Origin of the sequence: Nocardia sp. NPDC002869 (assembly GCF_046764065.1) — a bacterium.
Classification (GTDB): Bacteria; Actinomycetota; Actinomycetes; order Mycobacteriales; family Mycobacteriaceae; genus Nocardia; species Nocardia rhamnosiphila.
On the sequence record NZ_JBKOOL010000015.1, the window covers coordinates 18,242 to 40,029 of the forward strand.

23 protein-coding genes are annotated in these 21,788 nt (G+C 69.5%); 8 read left to right on the top strand and 15 right to left on the bottom strand.

Features of this window, described 5'->3' with window-relative positions; translation table 11 throughout:
• Positions 1-91: 91 nt before the first annotated feature.
• Genes glp through ACLML9_RS04595 form a run of 3 tightly spaced genes read left to right on the top strand, consistent with a single transcriptional unit; the run spans position 92 to position 2,872 of the window.
• Positions 92-1,315: a gephyrin-like molybdotransferase Glp gene (gene glp, locus ACLML9_RS04585; RefSeq protein WP_411944290.1), complete on the top strand. Its 1,224-nt coding sequence runs from the start codon at positions 92-94 to the stop codon at positions 1,313-1,315.
• Entirely contained in the window at positions 1,312-2,409 is a 1,098-nt protein-coding gene (gene moaCB, locus ACLML9_RS04590) for a bifunctional molybdenum cofactor biosynthesis protein MoaC/MoaB (protein WP_411944291.1), read from the top strand. The genes glp and moaCB overlap by 4 nt, the downstream gene beginning before the upstream one ends.
• Complete coding sequence (locus tag ACLML9_RS04595) at positions 2,402-2,872, top strand: molybdenum cofactor biosynthesis protein MoaE (RefSeq protein ID WP_411944292.1); 471 nt, start codon at positions 2,402-2,404, stop codon at positions 2,870-2,872. Before moaCB ends, ACLML9_RS04595 begins: the two co-directional genes overlap by 8 nt.
• On the opposite strand, the gene ACLML9_RS04600 is transcribed toward ACLML9_RS04595, so the two are convergent.
• A complete protein-coding gene (locus ACLML9_RS04600; protein ID WP_411944293.1) occupies positions 2,824-3,930 on the bottom strand; it encodes a CobW family GTP-binding protein in 1,107 nt (368 codons plus the stop codon). The two genes, ACLML9_RS04595 and ACLML9_RS04600, sit on opposite strands and share 49 nt — an antisense overlap.
• Positions 3,931-4,040: 110 nt before the next feature.
• On the opposite strand from ACLML9_RS04600, the gene ACLML9_RS04605 reads away from it, so the two are divergent.
• Positions 4,041-4,409: a hypothetical protein gene (locus ACLML9_RS04605; protein ID WP_411944294.1), complete on the top strand. Its 369-nt coding sequence runs from the start codon at positions 4,041-4,043 to the stop codon at positions 4,407-4,409.
• A 69-nt stretch (positions 4,410-4,478) separates the two neighbouring features.
• On the opposite strand, the gene ACLML9_RS04610 is transcribed toward ACLML9_RS04605, so the two are convergent.
• The 7 genes from ACLML9_RS04610 to ACLML9_RS04640 all read right to left on the bottom strand — a co-directional run bounded on the left by ACLML9_RS04610 (position 4,479) and on the right by ACLML9_RS04640 (position 10,612).
• On the bottom strand, positions 4,479-4,940 hold the full coding sequence (locus ACLML9_RS04610; protein ID WP_411944295.1) for a PaaI family thioesterase: 462 nt from the start codon (positions 4,938-4,940) through the stop codon (positions 4,479-4,481).
• A 24-nt stretch (positions 4,941-4,964) separates the two neighbouring features.
• The gene (locus tag ACLML9_RS04615) at positions 4,965-6,335 is read right to left on the bottom strand and encodes an MFS transporter (protein ID WP_411944296.1); all 1,371 of its coding nucleotides are present in this window, start codon (positions 6,333-6,335) and stop codon (positions 4,965-4,967) included.
• A gap of 240 nt (positions 6,336-6,575) precedes the next feature.
• A complete protein-coding gene (locus tag ACLML9_RS04620; RefSeq protein WP_411944297.1) occupies positions 6,576-8,357 on the bottom strand; it encodes a GMC family oxidoreductase N-terminal domain-containing protein in 1,782 nt (593 codons plus the stop codon).
• A 99-nt stretch (positions 8,358-8,456) separates the two neighbouring features.
• The gene (locus ACLML9_RS04625; protein WP_411944298.1) at positions 8,457-8,693 is read right to left on the bottom strand and encodes a hypothetical protein; all 237 of its coding nucleotides are present in this window, start codon (positions 8,691-8,693) and stop codon (positions 8,457-8,459) included.
• Positions 8,690-9,196 (bottom strand): PhoD-like phosphatase N-terminal domain-containing protein, encoded by a 507-nt coding sequence (locus ACLML9_RS04630; protein ID WP_411944299.1) that lies wholly within the window; start codon positions 9,194-9,196, stop codon positions 8,690-8,692. The genes ACLML9_RS04625 and ACLML9_RS04630 overlap by 4 nt, the downstream gene beginning before the upstream one ends.
• 85 nt (positions 9,197-9,281) lie before the next feature.
• Positions 9,282-10,007, bottom strand: a complete 726-nt coding sequence (locus ACLML9_RS04635; RefSeq protein WP_411944300.1) for a hypothetical protein — start codon at positions 10,005-10,007, stop codon at positions 9,282-9,284.
• Positions 10,004-10,612, bottom strand: coding sequence for a hypothetical protein (locus ACLML9_RS04640; RefSeq protein ID WP_411944301.1), 609 nt, complete (start codon positions 10,610-10,612; stop codon positions 10,004-10,006). The genes ACLML9_RS04635 and ACLML9_RS04640 overlap by 4 nt, the downstream gene beginning before the upstream one ends.
• A 488-nt stretch (positions 10,613-11,100) precedes the next feature.
• Between ACLML9_RS04640 and ACLML9_RS04645 the strand changes: the two genes are divergently transcribed.
• Entirely contained in the window at positions 11,101-11,502 is a 402-nt protein-coding gene (locus ACLML9_RS04645) for a hypothetical protein (protein ID WP_411944302.1), read from the top strand.
• 136 nt (positions 11,503-11,638) lie between these two features.
• Positions 11,639-12,502 carry an SDR family oxidoreductase gene (locus tag ACLML9_RS04650; RefSeq protein WP_411944303.1) on the top strand — a complete coding sequence of 288 codons (864 nt, stop codon included), beginning with the start codon at positions 11,639-11,641 and terminating at the stop codon, positions 12,500-12,502.
• A gap of 51 nt (positions 12,503-12,553) precedes the next feature.
• Here the strand turns inward: ACLML9_RS04650 and ACLML9_RS04655 are convergent, their stop codons facing one another.
• The 6 genes from ACLML9_RS04655 to ACLML9_RS04680 all read right to left on the bottom strand — a co-directional run bounded on the left by ACLML9_RS04655 (position 12,554) and on the right by ACLML9_RS04680 (position 18,691).
• Positions 12,554-12,772, bottom strand: coding sequence for an SAM-dependent methyltransferase (locus tag ACLML9_RS04655; protein WP_411944304.1), 219 nt, complete (start codon positions 12,770-12,772; stop codon positions 12,554-12,556).
• 33 nt (positions 12,773-12,805) lie between these two features.
• Positions 12,806-13,456 (bottom strand): TetR/AcrR family transcriptional regulator, encoded by a 651-nt coding sequence (locus ACLML9_RS04660; protein WP_411944305.1) that lies wholly within the window; start codon positions 13,454-13,456, stop codon positions 12,806-12,808.
• Positions 13,457-13,832: 376 nt separating this feature from the next.
• On the bottom strand, positions 13,833-14,177 hold the full coding sequence (locus ACLML9_RS04665) for a hypothetical protein (protein ID WP_411944306.1): 345 nt from the start codon (positions 14,175-14,177) through the stop codon (positions 13,833-13,835).
• 364 nt (positions 14,178-14,541) lie between these two features.
• Positions 14,542-15,768 (bottom strand): acyl-CoA dehydrogenase family protein, encoded by a 1,227-nt coding sequence (locus tag ACLML9_RS04670; protein ID WP_411944331.1) that lies wholly within the window; start codon positions 15,766-15,768, stop codon positions 14,542-14,544.
• 173 nt (positions 15,769-15,941) lie between these two features.
• Positions 15,942-17,225: a cytochrome P450 gene (locus ACLML9_RS04675; RefSeq protein WP_411944307.1), complete on the bottom strand. Its 1,284-nt coding sequence runs from the start codon at positions 17,223-17,225 to the stop codon at positions 15,942-15,944.
• A 293-nt stretch (positions 17,226-17,518) separates the two neighbouring features.
• Positions 17,519-18,691, bottom strand: coding sequence for an aminoglycoside phosphotransferase family protein (locus ACLML9_RS04680; RefSeq protein WP_411944308.1), 1,173 nt, complete (start codon positions 18,689-18,691; stop codon positions 17,519-17,521).
• A 286-nt stretch (positions 18,692-18,977) separates the two neighbouring features.
• Here ACLML9_RS04680 and ACLML9_RS04685 point away from each other — a divergent pair, with 286 nt between their 5' ends.
• Positions 18,978-19,184 (top strand): FitA-like ribbon-helix-helix domain-containing protein, encoded by a 207-nt coding sequence (locus ACLML9_RS04685; RefSeq protein WP_411944309.1) that lies wholly within the window; start codon positions 18,978-18,980, stop codon positions 19,182-19,184.
• A gap of 99 nt (positions 19,185-19,283) precedes the next feature.
• On the opposite strand, the gene ACLML9_RS04690 is transcribed toward ACLML9_RS04685, so the two are convergent.
• Complete coding sequence (locus ACLML9_RS04690) at positions 19,284-20,732, bottom strand: PLP-dependent aminotransferase family protein (RefSeq protein WP_411944310.1); 1,449 nt, start codon at positions 20,730-20,732, stop codon at positions 19,284-19,286.
• Between ACLML9_RS04690 and ACLML9_RS04695 the strand changes: the two genes are divergently transcribed.
• Positions 20,731-21,786: a DMT family transporter gene (locus ACLML9_RS04695; RefSeq protein ID WP_411944311.1), complete on the top strand. Its 1,056-nt coding sequence runs from the start codon at positions 20,731-20,733 to the stop codon at positions 21,784-21,786. The genes ACLML9_RS04690 and ACLML9_RS04695 overlap by 2 nt on opposite strands.
• The last annotated feature ends 2 nt before the right edge of the window (positions 21,787-21,788 follow it).

Genomic DNA, 21,788 nt, shown 5'->3' on the forward strand with positions numbered 1-21,788 from the left:
AGACACAGCCCTCCCGAAACCCCTGTTGAGGGCGCCGCTCAGCGGCGACCTCAACACAGACCACTTTCAAAACACGGGCTAGTCTGGCCCTATGATTTCTCGGCCCGCCAGTCGTCCGGTCCGGTCGGCGGACGACTACCGCGACACCATCGAACAGCTGTTGCGGCCGCTGGCCGCCCGGCCGGTGGAATACGTCCCGGTGGCCGAGGCGCTCGGCCGCCGGCTCGCCCAGGATCAGCACGCGCCGATCGATCTGCCCGTTTTCCGAAACTCCGCCATGGACGGCTACGCCGTGCGCGCGCAGGATGTCGCGGTCACCCCGGTGACCCTGCCGACCACCGGTGTGATCGCCGCCGGTGATCCCGGCCACGAAGCGCTGCCACCGGAGACCGCGCGCAAGGTGATGACCGGGGCGCCGCTCCCGGACGGCGCCGACTGTGTGGTCCCGGTGGAGGATACGACCGCCGACGAACACTCGGTGCGGATCACCCGTGGCCGCTCGGCGGGCGAATTCGTCCGGGAGCCGGGCAGCGATATCCGGGCGGGTGCCGAACTGGTCCCCGCCGCGACCGTGCTCGCCCCACGTCATATCGCGGCGCTGGCCGCGGCGGGCGTGGGCCGGGTGCCGGTGTTCGCACCGGTGCGGGCGGTCGTCATCAGCACCGGAAGCGAGTTGGTGTCCGCCGGAACCGAGCTGCGGCCGGGGCACATCTACAACTCCAACGGAATCGCATTGGCGGCCGCGCTCACCGCCAACGGTGTCGCGGTGACCGCTGTCGAGCACTGCGGTGACGAACCCGCGGAATTCCGGCAGCTGCTCCGCTCCGCGACCGCCGCCGCCGACCTGGTGATCACCACGGGCGGGGTGTCCAAGGGCGATTTCGAAGTCGTCCGGGAGGTCCTCATCCCGCTCGGCGGCGAGTTCGGCTCGGTGGCCATGCAACCGGGCGGCCCCCAGGGCCTCACGGTCGTCGACGGTGTGCCGGTGCTGAGTTTCCCGGGGAACCCGGTGAGCGCGGTGGTGTCGTTCGAGGTGCTGGCCCGGCCGATCCTGCGGCACCTCTCCGGGCTGGACCCGGTACCCGAATACGAGCTTCCACTGCTGGGCGCGGTGTGCCGCTCGCCCGAGGGCCGCCGCCAGTTCCTGCGCGGCCGTCTGGTCCGCCACGGCACGCGGCCGCACGCCGTGGAGGTGGTTTCCGGACCCGGTTCCCATCTCGTCGCGAGTATGGCGGCGGCCGACGTGCTGATCGATATTCCGGCCGCGGTCACCGAACTCGCGCCCGGCGCGACTGTGCGAGTGTGGGAACTATGAGCAAGTTGTCACATGTGGATGCCGAAGGCCGCGCCCGCATGGTGGATGTGAGCGCCAAGGCCGATACCGCGCGGATCGCCGTCGCGGGCGGGGAGCTGCGCACCACTGCGGAGGTGGTGGCGCTGGTGCGCGCCGACGATATGCCGAAGGCCGATGTACTCGCGACCGCCCGGCTGGCCGGAATCGCGGGTGCCAAGAAGACCGCCGAACTCATTCCGCTGTGCCATCAGCTCGCGCTGTCCTCGGTGAAGGTCGAATTCGGTTTCACCGACTCCACCATCACCATCGAGGCCACCGCCAAGTCCACCGGACCCACCGGGGTGGAGATGGAAGCACTGACGGCGGTGGCCGTGGCCGGACTCACCCTGCACGACATGGTGAAGGCGGTCGACCCGGCGGCGGAGCTGAACGGCGTACGCCTGCTCAGCAAAGAGGGCGGAAAACGCGGCCACTGGACCCGCGCGCAGGCACCGGCCGATCCCGGGACCGCCCCGCATCCGGTGCCGCACTCCGAAGCGGAAACGCATGCGGCCACTCCACGAAGCGATATCAGCGGCACTGCGGTGGTGCTCGTGGCCTCCACCGGCGCGGCGGCCGGAACCCGGACCGACACCACCGGACCACGGCTGGTGTCCTGGCTGCGCGATCTCGGGTACACCGTCCGCGGACCCCTCGTCTACGCCGACGCCGAGATCGCCGACGGCCTGGCCGACGCGCTGCACACCACCCCCGACCTGGTGGTGACCACCGGCGGTACCGGCGCCTCCCCCACCGACCACACCCCGGAGGCGACCGCGGCCCTGCTGGACCGGGAACTGCCCGGGGTCGCCGAGGCGATCCGGCAGCGCGGCACGGCGAAGTTTCCCCTCGCGGCGCTCAGCCGCGGCGTCGCGGGACTGGCCGGCCGTTCGGTGGTGGTGAATCTGCCCGGTTCCCCGGGCGGGGTGAAAGACGGTATCGCGGTACTGGAACCGCTGCTCACGCATCTGCTCGCGCAGGTGGCCGGCGGCGGTGCACACGAGAACGACAGTGCGCGGAAGACCTCCGGCGCGCCGCGGGAGAAGAATATCGGGAACGAGAGCGCACATGCCTGACCTGTCCACCGGAACCCCCGGCCACGAGCACCCCGCGGCGGTCGGCGGAGTACGGCTCGCCGAGATCAGTGACCGGGCCCTGGATCCCGCCGTCGTCGACGCGGCCGTCCGTGGACCGCACCACGGGGCGGTAGTGCTGTTCACCGGCGTGGTCCGTGATCACGACGGCGGCCAGGCGGTTTCGGCGCTGGAGTACTCGGCACATCCGGAAGCGATCCGTTTTCTGCGCGAATGCTGCGCCTCGGTCGCCGAATCGAGCGGTCTACCGGTGGCGGCCGTGCACCGCGTCGGCGACCTGGTGGTGGGTGATCTGGCGATCGTGACGGCGGTCGCCGCACCGCATCGCGCCGAGGCCTTCGCGGCATGCTCGACGCTGGTGGACCGGATCAAACACGAAGTGCCGATCTGGAAACGTCAGCTGTTCGCCGACGGGCTCTCCGAATGGGTCAACGCCTGCGGGTAGTCGTCGTCCGCCACCTCGCGCGCGATATCGGGGACGTACCGCCAGACCGCGAGCATCTCCTGATCGTCCAGGCTCTCGGGCCCGCTGTGCACGGTCGCGCGCAACCGTTCCAGTACCGCGTCGGTATCCAGACCGGTGCCGATGAGCACCAGTTCCGTCCCGGTGCCGCGGGGGGCCCGGTCGACCGGTTCCAGGGTGATCGCGCGGCCGACCACGTGCAGGAGGAAGCGGCCGGGCCCGGGCGCGGCGAAGGTGACAAAACCTTTCGCCCGGAACAGTCCGGCGGGCGGTTTCTCCAGGAAATCGACCAGCCGGCGTGGATGCAGCGCCGCGGTCTCGGTGAACACCACACTGGTGTAATCGTCGTGCAGATGCCGGTGGTCACCGTCGTGCTCGTCGTGCGCGTGCTCCTCGCGCAGCAGTTCGTCGAGACTCAGCTGCTCGCCGATCCGGGGTTCGCCGCGGCGGCGCGGATCGAACAGCAGACCCGGGTCGATCCGTCCGCGCGTGGTCGCGTACACCGGTGCGCCGGCGGTCAGTTCCGTGATCTCGGCGCGCAACCCGTCCAGTTGCTCCGCACCGACCCGGTCGGCCTTGTTCACCACCACCAGATCGGCCAGACGCAGATGGCTCGCCAGTTCCGGATGCCGCGCCCGGCTCCCGGCGAACTCCCCCGCGTCCACCACTTCGAGCAGGCCGCCGTAGCGGATCCGGGAGTTCTCGCTGCCCACCACCATGCGCACCAGATTGCGCGGTTCGGCCAGACCGCTGGCCTCCACCACGATCACATCGATACCGGCGCGGGGATCGGTCAACCGGGTGAACAGCTCGTCGAGTTCGGAGACGTCCACCGCGCAGCACACACAGCCGTTGCCCAGCGACACCATGGCGTCGACCTGGCCCGCCACCAGCATCGCGTCGATATTCACGGCACCGAAATCATTGACCACCACCCCGATCCGGGTGCCGCGGTTGTTGCGCAACAGGTCGTTGAGAAGAGTGGTCTTTCCCGCACCGAGGAAGCCGGCCACGATCACCACGGGTATACGCTCCGCCACCGGGCAATAGTATTGGCGCGTCTTCGGCGCGCGGGGTCGAGGCCCCACGTGCCGGGGAGATCGGGAGGATCTCGCTGTATCGAGAAACAGAGAAATACCGAGGAGAACGAATGCGTGCAGGCACGTTCCTGATCGCCGGGGCGGTGTTGACGGCGGCGACCGTGCTGGGCGGCGGTATCGCGGCGGCCGAGCCCGCGGATCACATATCGCACGACGGCGTCTACCGGGTCGGCATCGATATCCGGCCCGGAACCTGGGAATCGCCCGGACCGGTCGATCCCGCCCGCAGCTGCGACTGGCGGCGGCTGCGGCTGGTCGAGGGCGACAACACGGATATGAGCTACCTCATCGAGAACAACTACACCAAGCTGGGCCCGATCCGGGTCACCGTGAAACCGACCGACGCGGGCTTCAAAACCGAGAACTGCGGTCCCTGGCGCATGGTCCCGCCCGCGCCGAGCGGTTCGGCCGGGCGCTGACCCGCGACCGACCGCTGCCCGGCTCCCCCGAATACGGGGAGACCGGGCCGGTAGCGCCGCGGCGGCCCGTCACCGGTGGGCGCGCAGCTGGTACAGCCCTTCGGTTTCGGCGACGACCACACCGTCGGCATCGCTGAGCACCGCACGCAGCGTGAAATCCGCTTTACCGTTGGCCCTGGCCTCGGCCGCGATCCGGTCGATCTCGGCGTCGTCCAGGGTGGCCTGGGCACGGACCGCCGTGGTCGCCGGTTTCCGGAACACTATCCGCAGGTCCTTGACCAGCGGATAGAACCGTGTGGTGTCGAAACTGGCCACCGCGATGGCTCCGCCCAGGATCTCGCCCACGGTGAACAGCACCCCCGCGTACATGACACCGAAATGGTTGCCGTTGCCTTCGACGGGCACCGTGGCAGCGGCGTACCCGCGACGCACCTCCTCGGCGTGCACCCCCATCCGGTGCGCCACCGGAATGGTCTGTTCCAGCGCCGAGTTCACGACCTCGGCGATGGGCGGGTTGCGGACATCACTCATATCAGGGTCGGCCCTTCCGATGGATCACGCGACGATTTGCTTCTCTTCGGTGGCCGGCGGGTCGGGTTCGGCGGCATCGGGCACCTCGGTGCCGCGCAACGACGTCCCGGCGGTCTCCCGCAGGAAATACCATGCCACCAGACCGATCAACGCGGCGGCCACCATGTAGAGGGCGGGGAACAGGCTCCATCCGGTGGCTTCGATCACCGCCTCGTTCACGAGCGGAGCGGTACCGCCGAACGCAGCCGTGGACACGTTGTAGGCCAGGGCGAATCCGGCGTAGCGCACATGGGTCGGGAAGATGGCCGGGAAGGTCGCGCTGATCGTGGACAGCTGCGGAACGTACAGCAGGCCCAGCACGACGAAGCCCACGATCGCCCAGCCGGTGCCCACACCCATCAGCCAGTACATCGGTACGGCCAGCACCGCCAGTCCGACCAGCGAGAACAGCCACAGCGGCCGGCGCCCGGTCCGGTCGGACAACCGGCCGAAGAAGGGGACGCACGCCATCATCGCCACCTGGCCCACGAGCATCATGGCGGTGGTGGTGGACTCGCCGAGGCCGATGGTGTTCTGCAGATAGGTCGGCTGGTAGGTGAGCAGGGTGTAGTTCGCCACGTTCAGCGCGATGACCAGGCCCGACAGGGTCAGCAGCTCGCGCTTGTAGGTGGTGATCAGCACCCGCAGCCCGCCTTCGGGATGCTCCTGCTCGTTGACCTCGGTGAACACCGGCGATTCGTCGAGCTTGGTCCGCAGGTACCAGCCGATCGCGCCCAACGGGACGGCGATCAGGAACGGGAGACGCCAGCCCCAATCGTGCATGGCGTCCGAACCGAGGATGAGCTGGCACAGCAGCACGACCGCGGAACCGCCGACGAAACCGCCGAGGGTGCCGAACTCGAGGAAGCTGCCGAAGAAGCCGCGCTTCTTATCGCTCGCGCATTCGGCCAGGTAGGTGGCCGCGCCCCCGTACTCGCCGCCGGTGGAGAAACCCTGCACCACGCGCAGCAGGATCAGCAGGATGGGGGCGAGCACCCCGACCTGGCTGTGGGTCGGCAGCACGCCGATCAAACCGGTGGCGGCCGCCATGAGCAGGATGGTGGTGGCCAGCACCACTTTGCGGCCCACCCGGTCGCCCAGCGGGCCCCAGACCATGCCGCCGACCGGCCGCAGGACGAAGGAAACGGCGAAGCCGAGCATGGTGCCGAGGGTGCCGAGTTCCCCGGGGAAGAATGCGTCGGTCAGGTAGGTGGCGGTTGCGGCGTAGACACCGTAGTCGAACCATTCGGTGGCATTGCCCATTGCCGAGGCCGCCACCGACCTCTTGAGTTGCGGTGCTTCGACCTGGTCTGGTTCCGGCTTCTGGTCCGTCACGGTCAGTCCTCTCCGGCGCATGCGTCCGTGTCGGCCCGGCCGACCCATGACGTCGCGCTCGCCGGCGACCGGGTTCCGGCGAGTATCGACCTCAATCCGTTACCCGCGATTTTCCCTGGGTAAACGCTCACAGCACCGGAGCCCGGGCACCGGGCCCTCTCATCAGCTACTCACCAGCGTATGTGAAGGCGCTCACACCCGCGGGAGAACCGGCCCGGACCTGCCTGCGGCGGCCGTCCGCGGGCCGGTGTTCCCGGCCGCTCAGCGCGACTCCTCGCCGCCGACAGTGGCGGGCCGATGGTTCACTTCGATGAGCGGCAGCCGCAGCGCCGCGGGCGCCGACTCCGGCACCACCGGCGACACCGGGGCGATGGGGGCGACCCGCCGATAGGGCGCGCCGAGCGGTGGCCGGGGGTCCGCCTCGCCCTTGTTCGGCCACATCGCCACCGCGCGTTCGGACTGTGCGGTGATGGTGAGGGAGGGGTTGACACCGAGGTTTGCCGAAATGGTCGAACCGTCGATCACGTGCAGCCCCGGATAGCCGTAGAGCCGCTGGTAGGGATCCACGACACCGGTCTCGGGGCTCTCCCCGATCACACAGCCGCCGATGAAGTGGCCGGTCATCGGAATATTGAACACACTGCTGGTGGCTCCGCCGGCGATACCGTCGATCTTGTCGGCGACCCGGCGGCCCACCTCGTGCCCGGCCGGGATCCAGGTCGGGTTGGGGGCGCCCTCACCCTGCCGGGTGGTCATCTTGCGGCCGAACAGCCCGCGTGTGGTGTAGGTGGTGATCGAATTGTCCACCGACTGCATCACCAGCAGTCCGATCATCTGTTCCGACCAGCCCCGCGGGTTGTGCAGATGCGGCAGATCGCGACGGTTGCGCCAGATCTCGCGTAACCACAGCCGGCGTTTGGACACACCCGGTTCCTCGTCGACCATGACACTGCCCATCAGCGAGATGACATTGCTGCCCTTGCCGTAGCGCACCGGTTCGATATGGGTGTCGTGATCGGGATGGATCGAGGAGGTGATCGCCACGCCCTTGGTGAAATCGCTGGTCTTGTCCCGGCTGCGGATCGCGAGCAGTTCCTCGGAATTGGTCCGGGACAGGAAGCCCAGCCGGCCGGAGATCTCGGGCAGCGACCCGGAATCGCGCAGGGTGTGCAGCAGCCGCTGGGTGCCCAGGGAGGCCGCGGCGAAGATCACCTGCTCGGCGGTGAAGGTGGTGCGTTTCTTGCGCAGCCAGCGCCCGGTCGTCACCGTGGCCACGGCGTAGCCGCCGCCGGGCAGCGGTTTCACATCGGTGACGGTGCGCAGGGCGTGCACGGTGGCACCGGCCTGCTCGGCCAGGTACAGGTAGTTCTTGACCAGGGTATTCTTGGCGTTGTGACGGCAGCCCGTCATACATTCGCCGCAGTGGGTGCAGGTGCGGCGCGCGGGCCCGGCGCCCCCGAAATAGGGATCCGGCACCTCTTCGCCGGGTCGGCTTCCGGGACCGCCGAAGAAGACGCCGACCGGCGTCCGCTGATAGGAATCGGCGACGCCCAATTCCTCGGCGACCTCCAGGAAAACCCGGTCGGTCGGCGTGGTCGCCGGATTCGTGGTCACGCCCAGCATGCGTTTGGCCTGGTCGTAGTAGGGCGTGAGCTCGTCTTTCCAGTCCGTGATACCGGCCCACTGGCCGTCGCGGAAGAACTTTTCCGGCGGCTCGTAGAGGGTGTTGGCGTAGACCAGGGAGCCACCGCCGACCCCCGCCCCGGCCATGATGAGAGTGTTCTTCAGCAGTGCGAGCCGCTGGATCCCGAAGCAGCCGAGATACGGCGCCCACAGGTACTGCCTGGCACGCCAGGACGTCTTGGCGAATTCGTCGTCGGTGAAGCGGCGACCGGCCTCGAGGACGCCGACCCGGTATCCCTTCTCGGTCAACCGCAGGGCGCTGACGCTGCCCCCGAATCCGGAGCCGATGACGAGGACGTCGTAATCGAAGGTCTGGCCGGGCCCGGCGCCGGTGCCGGTGCTCGTTGCGGAACTGGACATCTTTCCGAGACTATGGCCTGGGTCACCGCCGGGGGCACATACCCGCGGACACGAAATCGGCACTTTCGGCCAACCTGCCCGCGCCCGGCCCCGTCCCGCTCACCGGCCGGCCCCGGCCACCGGAGCCGGATCGGGAACCGCCGCCTCGGGCAGGGCGGCGCCGGGGTCCCGGTCGGCCTGCGCACCGGGGCGGCCGTGCTCCACGACATAGGGGGCCCGGGTGCGGATCGGCGCCCCGGGCCGGCCGACATAGGGCACCACCCGGTAGTCGCTGCGCCACAGCCGTCCGTCGACCTCCACCTGGACATAACCCCGCTGACCGCTCGGCGAGATCACCGAAGGCGTAGCGACGGTGCATCCGGATGTAGGCTCCGGCGGGCAGCTGGTCGATACGCAGCGGCAGATGTTCGTACATCGCCCGGAACGCGGCCGTGCGACGCCGCCGGAACAGGGCGGGCAGCAGATGGATATCGATTCCGGCGCCCGGCCAGTTCCCGGACCTCCGGATGCACACTGTGGGCCAGTTCCCGGGTGGCGAGCGCGCTGCCACGGGCGGCGATCCGGCGGAAATGCTCGTCCTCGGCGACCTCGTACTCGACGGTGACCGGCGCCCGGGCGGTGCCGCCGAGCGCATCGGGCGCGAACGGGTCCGGGGCCAGCCGGGTCCACAGTACGACCCCCTCGGGCAATGGATCGCCGGACGCCACCCCCAGGGTGAAAGGATCGCCGAGCCATCGCGGCGCCCGGTACGGAGCGCTGCTCGCGAGACCCGCGCCGGCCAGGAGCGCGGCCGCACCGGCGGTGCCCGCCTGCAGTAACCGACGCCGGGACAGAGCCATGAATCAGCTCAACCCGGCCCGAATCGCCGGACCGACCACGGCGGAGTCCGGTCGCCCGGTCCGGTCACCGGGCGACCGGATCGGTCTATCGATCGCCGATACAGACCACGAACCGGCGTTCGTCGTAGACGAACCCGCGGTCGGCCGACGGACATGCGTTCACGTTCACCGTGTCCGGCAGGATGCTGATCACCTGCACCCCGCCCGGCCCGCATTCCGTACGTTGCGGCTGATCGCCCGAGACATCCACACAGCTGCCGACGACCCAGTCGATATCGAGGCACAGGGTCGTCTCGCCGATGGTGTGGCCCGAGTCGGCGTCGGACGGACAGGCGGTCCCCGCCGGACGGGCGGCGACCACCTTGTACCGGGATTCCGCGCTGCCACAGGCGGCCTTGGTGACCTCCTTCTCCCCCAGCGCGCTCAGGCACTCCCCCGCCGCGACCTCGACCTTCGGTGGGGCCTGTTTCGCCTCTTTGTTGGCCGAACCGGCGATACCGACTGCGGAGGGGGTGGTGGTCGGCGGGACCGTCGACGGCACCAGCACCGAGGGCGGCGCCACCGGGGCGGGCGAGGTCTCGGTCATGCCGGTGGCGGCCGTCGTCTCGACGGCGGCCGGCGCGGCGAGGTCCTCGGTCGTCTCGTCGCTGCCGGCGGTGGCCAGCAGCGCGGCCACGCCGATGCCGAGCACGATCGAGGTCACCACCGCCGCGATGGCGATCGCGGCAGCGGCGGCGCCGACCCGGGCGCGTTTGTCCTGCGGTGAGAGCGGCGGGTTCCCGCCGTCCTCCTCCGGGCCCGGCTGGGTCACGGTTCGCCGCGCAGGACGGCGGTCACCGCGTCGACGAACGGCTGCCCGCCGGTGATGTAACCGCCGGCCACCGCACCCACGACCAGACCGATCGGACCGGTGATGATGCTGAGGAAACCGAGCCCGACGAGCGCGCCGAGCAGACCGCCGAGCACCGCGCCCGCCGCGACGCCGACGACGTTCTCCTGCAGTTCGGTGGTCAGCCGGGCCATCGAGCTGACCGGCCGCATCTCGCCGATGTTATCGGCGGTGACCGTCGGCGTCAGCTCGAGGGTGGTCCCGTCCGCGCTGATCTCGTGGGCCACCGCCATCTCACTGCCCGAGATCTCGTACTGCAGCGGCACTTCGGCCACCACGGCACCGCTGACGGCCTTGAGTACGGCCTTGGCGCCGTCCGGCGTCAGTTCGAACCGCCCGTCGTGGACCTCGGTGGTGATCGTCTGGGTCTTCTGGTCGACGCTGGTCTCGTAGGCGACGCCCTGGTCGACGCCCTCGCTCTTGATCTCCGGAGCCGGAGCCGCGGGTTCGGCGTGCACCACGCCGGCGGAAATCCCTACAGCGGCGACGGACAGAAGTGCGGTAGCGGCGAAAGTGCCGAACTTCATTACGTTCATTCCTTCTCACGTGAACCGACCCTGGGCCGGGCGGCTGCGATTTCATTCGCGCACAGGACCATACCTATATTCGGAGTTCGAGTGCATATCAGTAATTAAACGGAAAATCAATCCTTTAAATTGCTGGTCAATAACCGCGGCGTTCGGCGGCAATTCCGCAATACTCGTCTCGGTCAACGGTTATACGACTCTGCGATATCACCGTGGCACCAGCAGCGGCCCCGACAGCATTCCGCCGGCAATCGTCCAGTGGCCATAACTTTTACGCCCGGTTATTCACCGGGAGGCCTCGAGCTGTTACACACCCGCCGGAATGCGCCGGTCGTCGCGGGGTCGGCGGCCGGGTCCGGCGGCTTCGCCCGCGTCGACCGGAACTACTTCGTGATCGACAGGGCCTGTGCCGCGCGACCCCGGAGTGCTGCACTACTTACAGGACGTTCCACCGTGTCCCCACCGTCGATCCGACCGGAGCACGCGCCATGACGACCGCCGCACACACGCTGCTCACTGCCTGCGCCCTCGCCGCCACGACCGCGTGCGGGCCCGCACCCGGCGCCTCGGCCACGGTATCGAACGTGAGCGTCTCCGGTGGCTTCGGCCTCGGCTTCGTCCAGTACGGGACCGGCTGCACCTACACCGTCACAATCAGCGGCGACAGGGTGGGCACCTTGGAGGACCGGATGGACGGGCAACCCGGCGGCACCTTCGGGCCGATCGAGCAGGCCGGCCCCGGCACGTTCACCGCGGACTGGGCGCCGGCGGTGTCCGGTCGGCATTCGGTATCGGCCGACGGTGCGGGCACCGAGGTGTATGTGCAGAAGGGACACGACTTCGGCATCGTCTGCTTCACCCTGCCCGACTATCTGAGTCTGCCCGGCTGACCGGGCGGTACGGACCGGCGGCCGGTCGCCATCGCCGCCGGGATCACTCCAGGCCGCTTGACAGACTCCGTACTTTTGACAGACTCCGTCGAATGGTCCCGGGCCGGCAGTCGCGGGCCGGACGAAGGGATTTCGGATGGGTGTCTACGCGGTCACGGGTGCGGCGTCGGGGATGGGCAGGGCGGTCGCCGACAAGCTGACGGCCGCGGGCCACCGTGTGATCGGGGTGGATATCCAGGAGACCGATATCGTCGCCGACCTCGCCACCGCCGCGGGCCGGCGCAGCGCGATAGAGGCGGTACTGGACGCCGCGGACGGCCGCCTCGACGGCGCCGTACTGGCGGCCGGGCTCGGACCGGTACCGGATCCCGCCCGGTTGCCGGTGATCGCCGCGGTGAACTATCTCGGCACGGTCGAGTTGCTGGAGGGCTGGCGGCCCGCACTGGCGGCGACCGGATCCGCTCGGGTCGTCGCCTTCGGCAGCAATTCCGCCACCACGGTCCCCGCGGTGCCGCGCCGGACGGTGGCGGCGTTCCTGGCCGGCGATACCGAACGCGCCGTCCGGACGGTGAAGATCTTCGGCAAACAGGCCGCGCCGTTCGTGTACGCGGCATCCAAGATCGCGGTCGGTCGCTGGGTGCGGCGCCGGGCCGTCCGGCCGGAATGGGCCGGGGCCGGTATCCGGCTCAATGTCATCGCCCCCGGCGCGATCCTCACCCCGCTGCTCGAACGCCAGCTCGCCTCCCCCGCCGAGGCCAAGGCGATCAACGCCTTCCCGGTCCCCACCGGCGGCTTCGGCAAGCCGGAACATATCGCCGACTGGGTCTGCATGATGCTGTCGCCGTCCGCCGAATTCCTCTGCGGCAGCATTGTTTTCGTCGACGGCGGCACCGACGCCTACTTCCGTCCGGACGATTGGCCGCGCGCGGTGCCGCTGCGCCGCATCGTCGGCTACCTGCGCCGGTTCCGTGGCTTCTCCGCGACCCCACGTGCGGAGTAACCACGGACTGTCCGCGCTGGATACGTGTCACCGGCCGGCCACCCGGGCCGGCTAACGCTTCCGCGCCACCCCGGCCCAGCAGTTCACCTGCGTATCCAGCCACTCCGGCGACTCACCCGCCGGACGCCACTGATCGGCCACGACGACTCCCGGTTCCAGCAACTCCGGCCCGTCGAAGAAACGGGCGGATTCCGCCCGGCTCCGGGACCGCGCGAACACCCCGCTCTGCCGGTACACCTCGATACGACCACAGCTCCCCCATAGCGCCATCGGCCGCGCGGAGCGGAACCGCGCAACGCACTGTTATAGACGATCGGGATCAGTTGCCGCGCCGCGTGATTCGGACAGCTGCAGAGCGTTGCACCAGATCCGGTCGAGCGTCTCCAGCAGGGTGTCGAATTCGATCTGCTCGCCCTCCACGAACACCAGATACGCGACCTTGCTCACCATGCTCGACAACGCCAGGGCCGCCACCCGCGCGTCCAACCGCGCCGTGACCAGACCGCGCTCCTGCAGATCGCGGATCAACGCCGCATTGCGATCGATGAACGCCGAGGCCCGCTCGGCCCGCAGCGCGGCGAACTGCGGGTCGACCCGGGACACCTGCTCCAGCACGGCCATCAGCCGCGCGTTGCGCCGATAGGACCGCAGATACTCCCGGTTCGCCGCGGCGATCCAGTCGCGCGGATCGTCGCTACCGGCGCGCGCCCGGACGTGCGGATGCAGCATCTCCTCCCGGACCTGCTCGACGACCGCGGCGAATATTTCTTCCTTGCTGTCGAAATGGGTGTAGAACGACCCCGACGCCACCCCGGCGGCCCGGGTGATGTCACTGATCCGCGCATCCACGAACCCGTCGGCCTCGAAAACCGCACGGGCCGCCGCGAGGAGCGCCGCGCGGGTGCGGATCCCGCGGCGGCTCTTCGGGGCGGGCCGGGCCGAACGACCGGCCACCGCGAGCTCCGGCGCAGTTCCCTCCCCGGGCTTCCTGCCCGCGGATAGATTCTCGGCTCCGCCGCCGGTCTTTCGGACCGCGGAGGTGCTGCCCGCTACGCCACCCTCGGTTTCAACGACGCGGCCAACCTGGACCACGGGGCCCTGTGGCCGACCGCCTTCGCGCTCCTGCCGGGCGTTCACCGGTCACTCGCCGTCATCGCAGGCCGGCCGGATCGCGGAAGCCGGTCATGGCGACCGCGAATGACCTCCGGCATCGCAGGCCGGGCGGAATGCGGAAGCCGGTGGCGACGGGCGCGGATGAACTCCGCCACCGCAGGTCGGCCGGAATGCGGAAGCGGGTGGCGGCTGACGCGAACACGTTCGGATATTGCGTTCACGCCGGGAACAGGCGATCTGTCGCCAGTGTGGTGATTCGATCGGAGTTCCCGGTATCGCGCAGCGTCGCCCGGCCGACGTCGGCCCGCAGTGTCGCGTCGGCGACCACCGGCCCCACCCGGGCGGGTTGCAGGTACCGCAGGCCGAGGGTGCTCAGCGTGGACCCGGGCGCCAGCGAGAGTATGGCCTCCTCCGCCGCGAGAGCGATCAGTCCGCCGTTGACGGTGCGGGAGGCGTTCAGGCCGTCGTCGGTGCGCGGCAGCACCGCGGTACCGGGGGCGCTGCGCACACACCCCGCCCGTTCGGCGAGCGGCACCTCGAGCAGCCGGGCCGATACCGGCATATCGACGCTCAACCCCGCGGGGCAGCCGCAGGTCCGCGTCGGGCGAAACCATGAACGATCCGCCGCCGCAGGCGAACGGTTCGTCGTCGACGGTCCATTCGACCTCCGCGACGAACACCGACCGCCCCGCTTTGATCTTGCGCCCCACCGCCCGCACCTCGCCGGCCCGCCTTGTCGCGAAGCCCAGCTCCAGCAGGATGTGCTGCCGCCGCGGCGCGGTTCCGGTCCCGACCGTCATGGTTTGCCTCCTCGTGCCCGCCCGGGGCGCGCCGGGGGAACAGCCGGGCGCCGACCGGACAGGTCCAACGTATCGGGCGGCGAGCCGGAGCGCCCGGGCCACGTCCCCGAGGCCGGGCGGGAACCACTAACTGCCGGCGGCTTCGGCCGCCGCGCGGGCCTTACCGAGCTCGGCCCGGGCGATCGTCAGTTTGTGCACCTCGTCCGGGCCGTCGGCGATCCGCAGGGTACGCAGATGGGCGTACATGCTCGCGAGCGGGAAATCCTCGGTCACGCCCGCCGCGCCGTACACCTGGATGGCGCGGTCGACGATCCGCAAGGCCATCACCGGGGCGGCGATCTTGATCGCGGCGATCTCGGTGCGGGCCTCCTTGTTGCCGACCGTATCCATCATCCAGGCGGTCTTCAGGGTGAGCAGCCGCGCCTGTTCGATATCGATCCGGGCCTCGGCGATCCAGTCCCGGATATTGGCCCGTTCGCTGACCTTGCGCCCGAATGTGGTCCGCGAATCCGCCCGGGCGCACATGAGTTCCAGCGCGCGTTCGGCCTTCCCGATCGCGCGCATGGCGTGATGGATGCGGCCGGGGCCCAGCCGGGCCTGGCTGATCGCGAAACCCTCCCCCTCGCCCTTCAGTACATCGGTGACCGGGACCCGCACATCGGTGAACTCGATCTCGGCGTGCCCCTCCCGATCGACATAACCGAACACCGGAAGATTGCGGACGACGGTGACGCCCGGCGCGTCGATCGGCACCACCATCATCGACTGCTGCCGATGCTTGGGCGCGTCCGGATCGGTTTTGCCCATCACGATGAGCACCTTGCAATTGGCGTGCATGGCGTTGGAGGCGAACCACTTCCGGCCGTTGAGCACGTACTCGTCACCGTCGCGTTCCATCCGCATCTCCATATTGGTGGCATCGGAACTGGCGACCCCGGGCTCGGTCATCGCGAACGCCGACCGGATGGTGCCCGCCAGCAGCGGTTCGAGCCAGCGTTGCTTGTGCTCCTCGGTACCGAAGAGGGTGAAGACTTCCATATTGCCGGTATCGGGCGCCGAACAGTTGCACGCCTCGGGAGCCAGTGCCGGACTGCGGCCCATGATCTCGGCCAGCGGCGCGTACTCCAGATTGGACAGGCCCGGGCCCCACTCCGGATGCGGATGGAACAGGTTCCACAATCCCCGCTCTTTGGCCTCGGCCTTGAGATCCTCGAGGATTTGCGGGTGATGATGCGGATCGCCCGCCGCGGCCATCTGCTCGGCGTAGACCGGCTCGGCCGGATACACGCTGTCGTCCATGAACGCGAGCAGGGTGCGCCGATACTCCCGGGCACGCTCGGTCGAGGCGAACAGTTCCACGAGAACTCCGATCGTCGGGGCGCGGCTCGATGCCCGTCCGACGGTAGCCCGAACTTGAATCCGTATTCAAGTACTTCGGCCCCGCGGAACCGGCGAACCCCGGACGAGCACGGCAGGGCCCGGACCCGAGGGGTTCGGGCCCTGTCGTGAGCGGCCGACCGCTGCGCTCAGGCGCGGACGGCGGGCCGGGCGGCGGTGTCCTCGTGTCCAGGCAGGGGGGCCTGCGGGGGAAATGTCACCGGCAGGCCCGCCAGCGATCGATGGAAGGGGCCGGGCCGCCAGACCGCCTCGCCGTCGGGGAAATCCGCGCGCATCTCCGGTATCGCGTCCAGCAGCTGATCGATGGCGCCCTCCGCGACCATATAGGCCAGCGACTGGGCGGGACAGGCATGCGGGCCCAGGCCCCACGCCAGGTGGGCGCGATTACCCGTCAGCTCCGAGGTGCGGATGGCCGGGTCGTTGTTGCAGGCCGCCATGCTGATCACCACGGGCTGGTGCGCGGGCAGCCACACATCGTCCAGCAGGATCGGCATCCGCGGATAGGTGATCAGCAGATTCGCCAGCGGCGGATCGTTGAACAGCACCTCGTCCAGGGCGTCCCGGGAGGTGAGGTTCCCGCCGAGGACGCTGCCGCCGAACCGTTCGTCGGTGAGGATCAGCAGCAGTGTGTTGACGATGAGGTTCAGCTCGAATTCGATCCCGGTGCCGTACACCTGCGAAACGTGATGGGAGACCTCCTCCTCGGACAGCTCGACCGGATGCTGCAGCAGCACCGAGGTGATATCGCTGCCCGGCTCCTCGCGCTTGAGCAGCACCAGGTTCATCAGGGCCTCGCCCAGCATCCGGCTGCCGGCTTCGGCGTCCACCCCCTCGAGCAGCGCGGCCGTCCCGGCCGCGACCTGCTGACCGATCTCCGGCGGGCAGCCCAGCAGATAGTTGATCACCTGGAAGGCCAGTGGGAACACGTACTGCTGGATGAGCTCCGCCTGGCCGTCCTCGCAGAACGAGTTGATCAGCGGGACCGCGATGTTCTCGACGACCGTGTGGATCGCGTACATGTCCACTTCGTCCATGCTCGCCGTGATCGCCTGCCGATAGCGCACGAATTCCTGCCCGGCACAACGGCTGGCCATCGGCCGCCATTCCAGCAACGGCAGGATCGGGCACTCGGCCGGAATATCCTTCTGCCACACCCGGGGGTCGGCGGGGAAACGATCCGGATCGTTGAGCACCCGCAGGGCGGTATTGTATCCGATCACCAGGGTGGCGGGCACGCCGGGGGCGAGTTCCACCGGCGCCAGTGACCCGTACCGAGCGCGCATCTCGCGGTAGATCCGGTGTGGATCGGCGGCGAATTCCGGCAGGTACAGCGGTATCCGCGGATCATCGGAATCGATCGGCGAACCGTGCACGTGGGCCTGTGCGGTGCTTCGGAAATCCGAGGTAGTCAAGAACGAAACTCCATACCGTCCGGTGGCGGAGCCGATGGTTTTCCACCGGCCGATCCCGGCGCGAGGCTCCTCCTGCAGGAATCTCCTGACTCGAGCCGGAACCAGGCTATGATACGACATGGTCACGAACTCTGATCGATTGTGAAACAAGTTGTACAGCCGTCTTTTTCGTGTTTTCGTTGGACCGGTCCGCACATTGTCGATCGGTCTGGTCCGGAAATTTCACCGGACTTTTCCGCCACCGCGACGCGGCCGGGCTCGGCGAATCCCGAGCCCGGCCGGCGCGACGGGTCTCACACGCCGAGCGCGTCCAGTGATCGATTGTCGTCGATGGCCGCGGTGATCCGCCGCAAAAGTGTGAGGCAGGTCTCCTTCGACTGCATCTCCGGCTGATACGCGGCCCGGCCGATCGTGAACGCCCATGCCGCGTAGGCGAACATCGACTGCTGCCGGTAGATCAACCAGGCCGTGTCGAAATCGGGCGCCACACCACCGGCCTCGGCCAATTCCTCCAGATAGGCCCGCAGCAGCTCTTCGGCCCAGGCCCGGCGGTCCTCCGGTTCGCACCCGGAATTGACCGTATAGGCGAAATCGTGCCCCCAGCCGCCGCGCATCACGACCTGCCAGTCCACATAACCCATCCGCCCCTCGGCGGTCCGGTAGGTCTGGCCGATATGCGGGTCGCCGTGCAGCAGGGTATGCGGGAGTTCGGTCGTGGCCAGGTCGACCGCGCGCTCGACCCCGGACCACAACCGGTCCGCCTGCCCGTGCAGGCTTTCCGGGACCACTTCGGCCGCCCGGCCCAGACCCACCGCGCAGCGGGTCTTCATATCGATGGCCGCGAGATAGGCCTGCAACGCCTCATTGGTGGTCTTGAGCACCTCGATGGAGGGATCCTCCCAGAATGTCCCGTGCAGCCGGGCGAGATTGCGGACCAGATCCTCCATTTCGGCCCGGCCGATCGGGGCGGTCGGTTCACTGAACACCGCACCCCGCGTAACGGCGATATCCTCCATCAGCGCGATCGACCGCCACGAAGCCGGATCCGACGCCCCCCAATAGCCGAGCGGGGCCTGAATCTCCAGTCTCGGCCGGAAATCGCGGAAGAACCGGGTCTCGCCGTCGATCATCTTGCCGCCGCCGAGCAGAATCCGCTGACTCAGCGACGTCGTGGTCTTGGCGAACAATGCCTCCGGTAGCGCGGCCGCCCGGCCCGCCTCGTTGTACTCCACCCGGATCGCCACCCGCGTGGAGGTGCCGCTGCTGCCACCCGTGGTGTCGAAGGAGACCACTTCGGCGCCAGGGGTGTCCCGGCAGAGCACCGCGGTCAGCCATTCGGCGGTGAGCGCGGCGCCGGACGCGGGCACATCGTCGATCGCGCGGGCCCGGTGCCCGGTGAGTTTCTCGCCGAGGATATGGCCGCCCACCGCGGCGAGCCGGCCGAGCAACCAGAGCTTGTGATTCATTTCCGCCTCACTTTCCGGATGCGCGTGAAACACGCACACCGTGCCGAACCGTCCGGTCCGGACCTTTTCTTCGCCCAGACGATTTTCGATTTTGCGCCATATTCGCTGCGCTGGAACGGGTTTCGGCCGATTACTTTACGATGAGGAGGCGAATGAGCCCGGCCCGGCCCGCCCGAGCAGGCCGCGCGGCATATATCGGAACGAGGCGCCACCGGCACCGGAAGTTTGCCGGAACGCGAAATATAATCAGGTCACCGACCACTGTCGACGAAAGACGCCCACCATGGTGACGCTATCTGTTCGGCATGTACCGGACGCGGTGTACCGCGCACTGCGGATCCGCGCGGACAATCACGGCCGCAGCATCGAGGCGGAGATCCTCGCCATCCTGGAGGAGGTCGTGACACGCTCCCCGGAAAGAGTCCGGTTGGGGAAGGTGCTGTCCGGGGAGTCCCCGGCGGACAACCGGGAGGACGCCGAACCGGACGCGTGACCGCTCCGCGCGGCCCCGCTCGTCCCGACCGGTGGTGCCCCGCCGCCCGGACCCCGGTCTGCCGCGGCACCGTCTCGATCGGGCCGGCCCGATCCGCCGCTACCGGTCCGGGTCCGCACCGCCGGCCGGGTGCCGGCCCGGATGCTGCCGGGCCAGCGCGCGGCCGATGACGCGGGCGCCGTCGGGGAACGCGCCCGGATTCGGCCCGGAGTAGTTGATCCGCAGGTAGGCGCCCGTGGGCTCGGCGGGGAACCATTCGTCGCCGGGAGCCACCACCACGCCCCCGGCCTCGCAATCCCGCACGAGCCGGGTCAGCTCGGTGTGCTCGGGTAACCGGACCCAGAGGTTGAGTCCGCCCCGCGGCACCAGTTCCGGGACCGCGTCGGGGGCGTGCTCCCGGAGCGCGGTCAGCAGCAGGTCGCGGCGGATGGCCAACCGCTGCCCCAGGCCGCGCAGATGGGTCCGCCACCCCGGATGAGACACCACATCGAGCGCGACCGCCTGCAGCAGCCCGCTCACGTACATGGACTCGGCCTGCGCATCGGAGAGGATCCGATCGCGCGCCGGCCCGCGCGCGACCACGGCGGCGATCCGGACCGACGGGGAGACGCTCTTGGTGAGCGACCGTAGATAGATCACATGCCCGCTGTCGTCCCGTGCGGCCAGCGGGACCGGCACCGAGTCGATGCCGAAATCGTGCGCCCAGTCGTCCTCGATGAGGAAGGCACCGTACTCGCGCACCACCTCGAGCACCCGCGCGGCGGTCTGCGGAGCCCACTGGGCGCCGGTGGGATTGGCGAAATGGGGTTGCGCGTAGAAGGCGCGGGCCCCGGTCTGTTCGAACGCACGGGCCAGTTCCGCCGGCTGTGGACCCTGCGGCCCGCTCGGCACCGGCACCACCCGCACCCCGGCCCGCTCGGCGGCCATCAGCGCCCCCCAGTAGGTCGGCGATTCCACCAGCAGCGGCCGGCCGGGACCGACCAGCGACTGGAAGGTCGTGTTCAGACCGCTCTGGCTGCCGCCGAACACGATCACATCGCTGGGCACCGGCGGCAGCACACCGGCCGGTGTCACCGTCGCCAGTTCGGTGGCGAACCAGCTCTGCAGTTCCGGGGCCCCCGCGGTCGGTGGGCGGCCGATCGCGGCATCGCTGCGCGCGGCCCGCGTGAAGGCGGCGCGGACCAGGCGGACCGGGAGCAGTTCCCGGTCGGGGTAGCCCGAATGAAGGGCGATCCGGTCGTTGGGCACCGTCCGCAGGACGGTGGACATCTGGGCGCGCCGGCCGCGCGGTGCACCGAGGGCCGCGGTCTGCCAGCCGTAGTCGGCCGGCCGGGCCGGGCGCACCGCCTGGACGAACGTGCCGACCCCCGGCCGGCTCTCCACCAACCCCTGGGCCACCAGCGCACGCAACGCCTTCTGGACGGTGACCGGACTCGCCGAGTACCGCGCGACCAGGGTGCGGGTGGAGGGCAGCCCGGCCCCGGCGGGGGCCGTGGCGATCCACGCGCGGAGGTCCGCGACGATCCGCGAACTGCTATCGTCAGACATGAAGGAACATAGTAGCGCTACTCATCAGCGCAGGGGACTGCTATCGCCTACTCGGATCGGCCCGGCCTGGGGGCTGCTCGGAGTAGCGGCATTCTCGCTGACCGTCCCGCTCACCCGGATCACCGTGGCCGGGGGCGGAATGTCTCCGCTGTTCGTCGCCTGCGCCCGGGCCGTGGTCGCCACCGTCCTGGCCGCCACGGCACTGCTCGTCACCCGTCGGCCACTGCCCCGCGGCGGGCAATGGCTCCGGCTCGGCATCGTCGCGGCCGGTGTGGTCGCGGGCTTCCCATTGCTCACCACGTTCGCGCTCACCACCACCTCGGCCGGTCACAGCGCGGTGGTGATCGCGCTGCTCCCGGCGGCCACCGCCGTCCTGGCGGTCCTGCGCACCGAGGAACGACCACCGCGCGCGTTCTGGTGTGCCGCGGCCGCGGGAGCGGTGGCGGCCGTGGGCTTCGCGGTGTTCGGCGGGGGCGGGTTCGGGGGTCTGCACTGGGCGGATCTGCTGCTGTTCGGCGCGGTCGTCGCGGCCGCTGCCGGGTACGCCGAAGGCGGACTGCTGGCCCGCGAACTCGGGCCCTGGCAGACCATCTCCTGGGCACTCGTCCTGTCCGCGCCGCCGATGGTCGCGCTTACCGGTATCGCGGTCGCCGGCCGAGCGCCGACCGGTTCCCCGGCACAGTGGGCGTCGTTCGCCTACCTCGGCGTGGTCAGCATGTTCCTCGGCTTCCTGGCGTGGTATCGCGGACTGGCATACGGTCCGATGGCGCAGGTCAGCCAGATCCAGCTGGTCCAGCCGGTGCTGACCCTGGGCTGGGCCGCGCTGCTCCTCGGCGAATCCTTGACCTGGTCGACCACACTGGGCACGCTCGCGGTCATCGCATGCGCCGGCAGCGCCGTCCGGACCCGGCTCGGGCACCGCGGTTCCGGGCCGGCTCGCACCGACCCGATACCACTCGCCGGCCGCAACCGGGCGAGAACTGCCGACCAGGCGGCCGATAACGGGTCCACGGCACAGCGGCGGAGCACTACGCCGGCGCGAGCCGTCCGGTGATG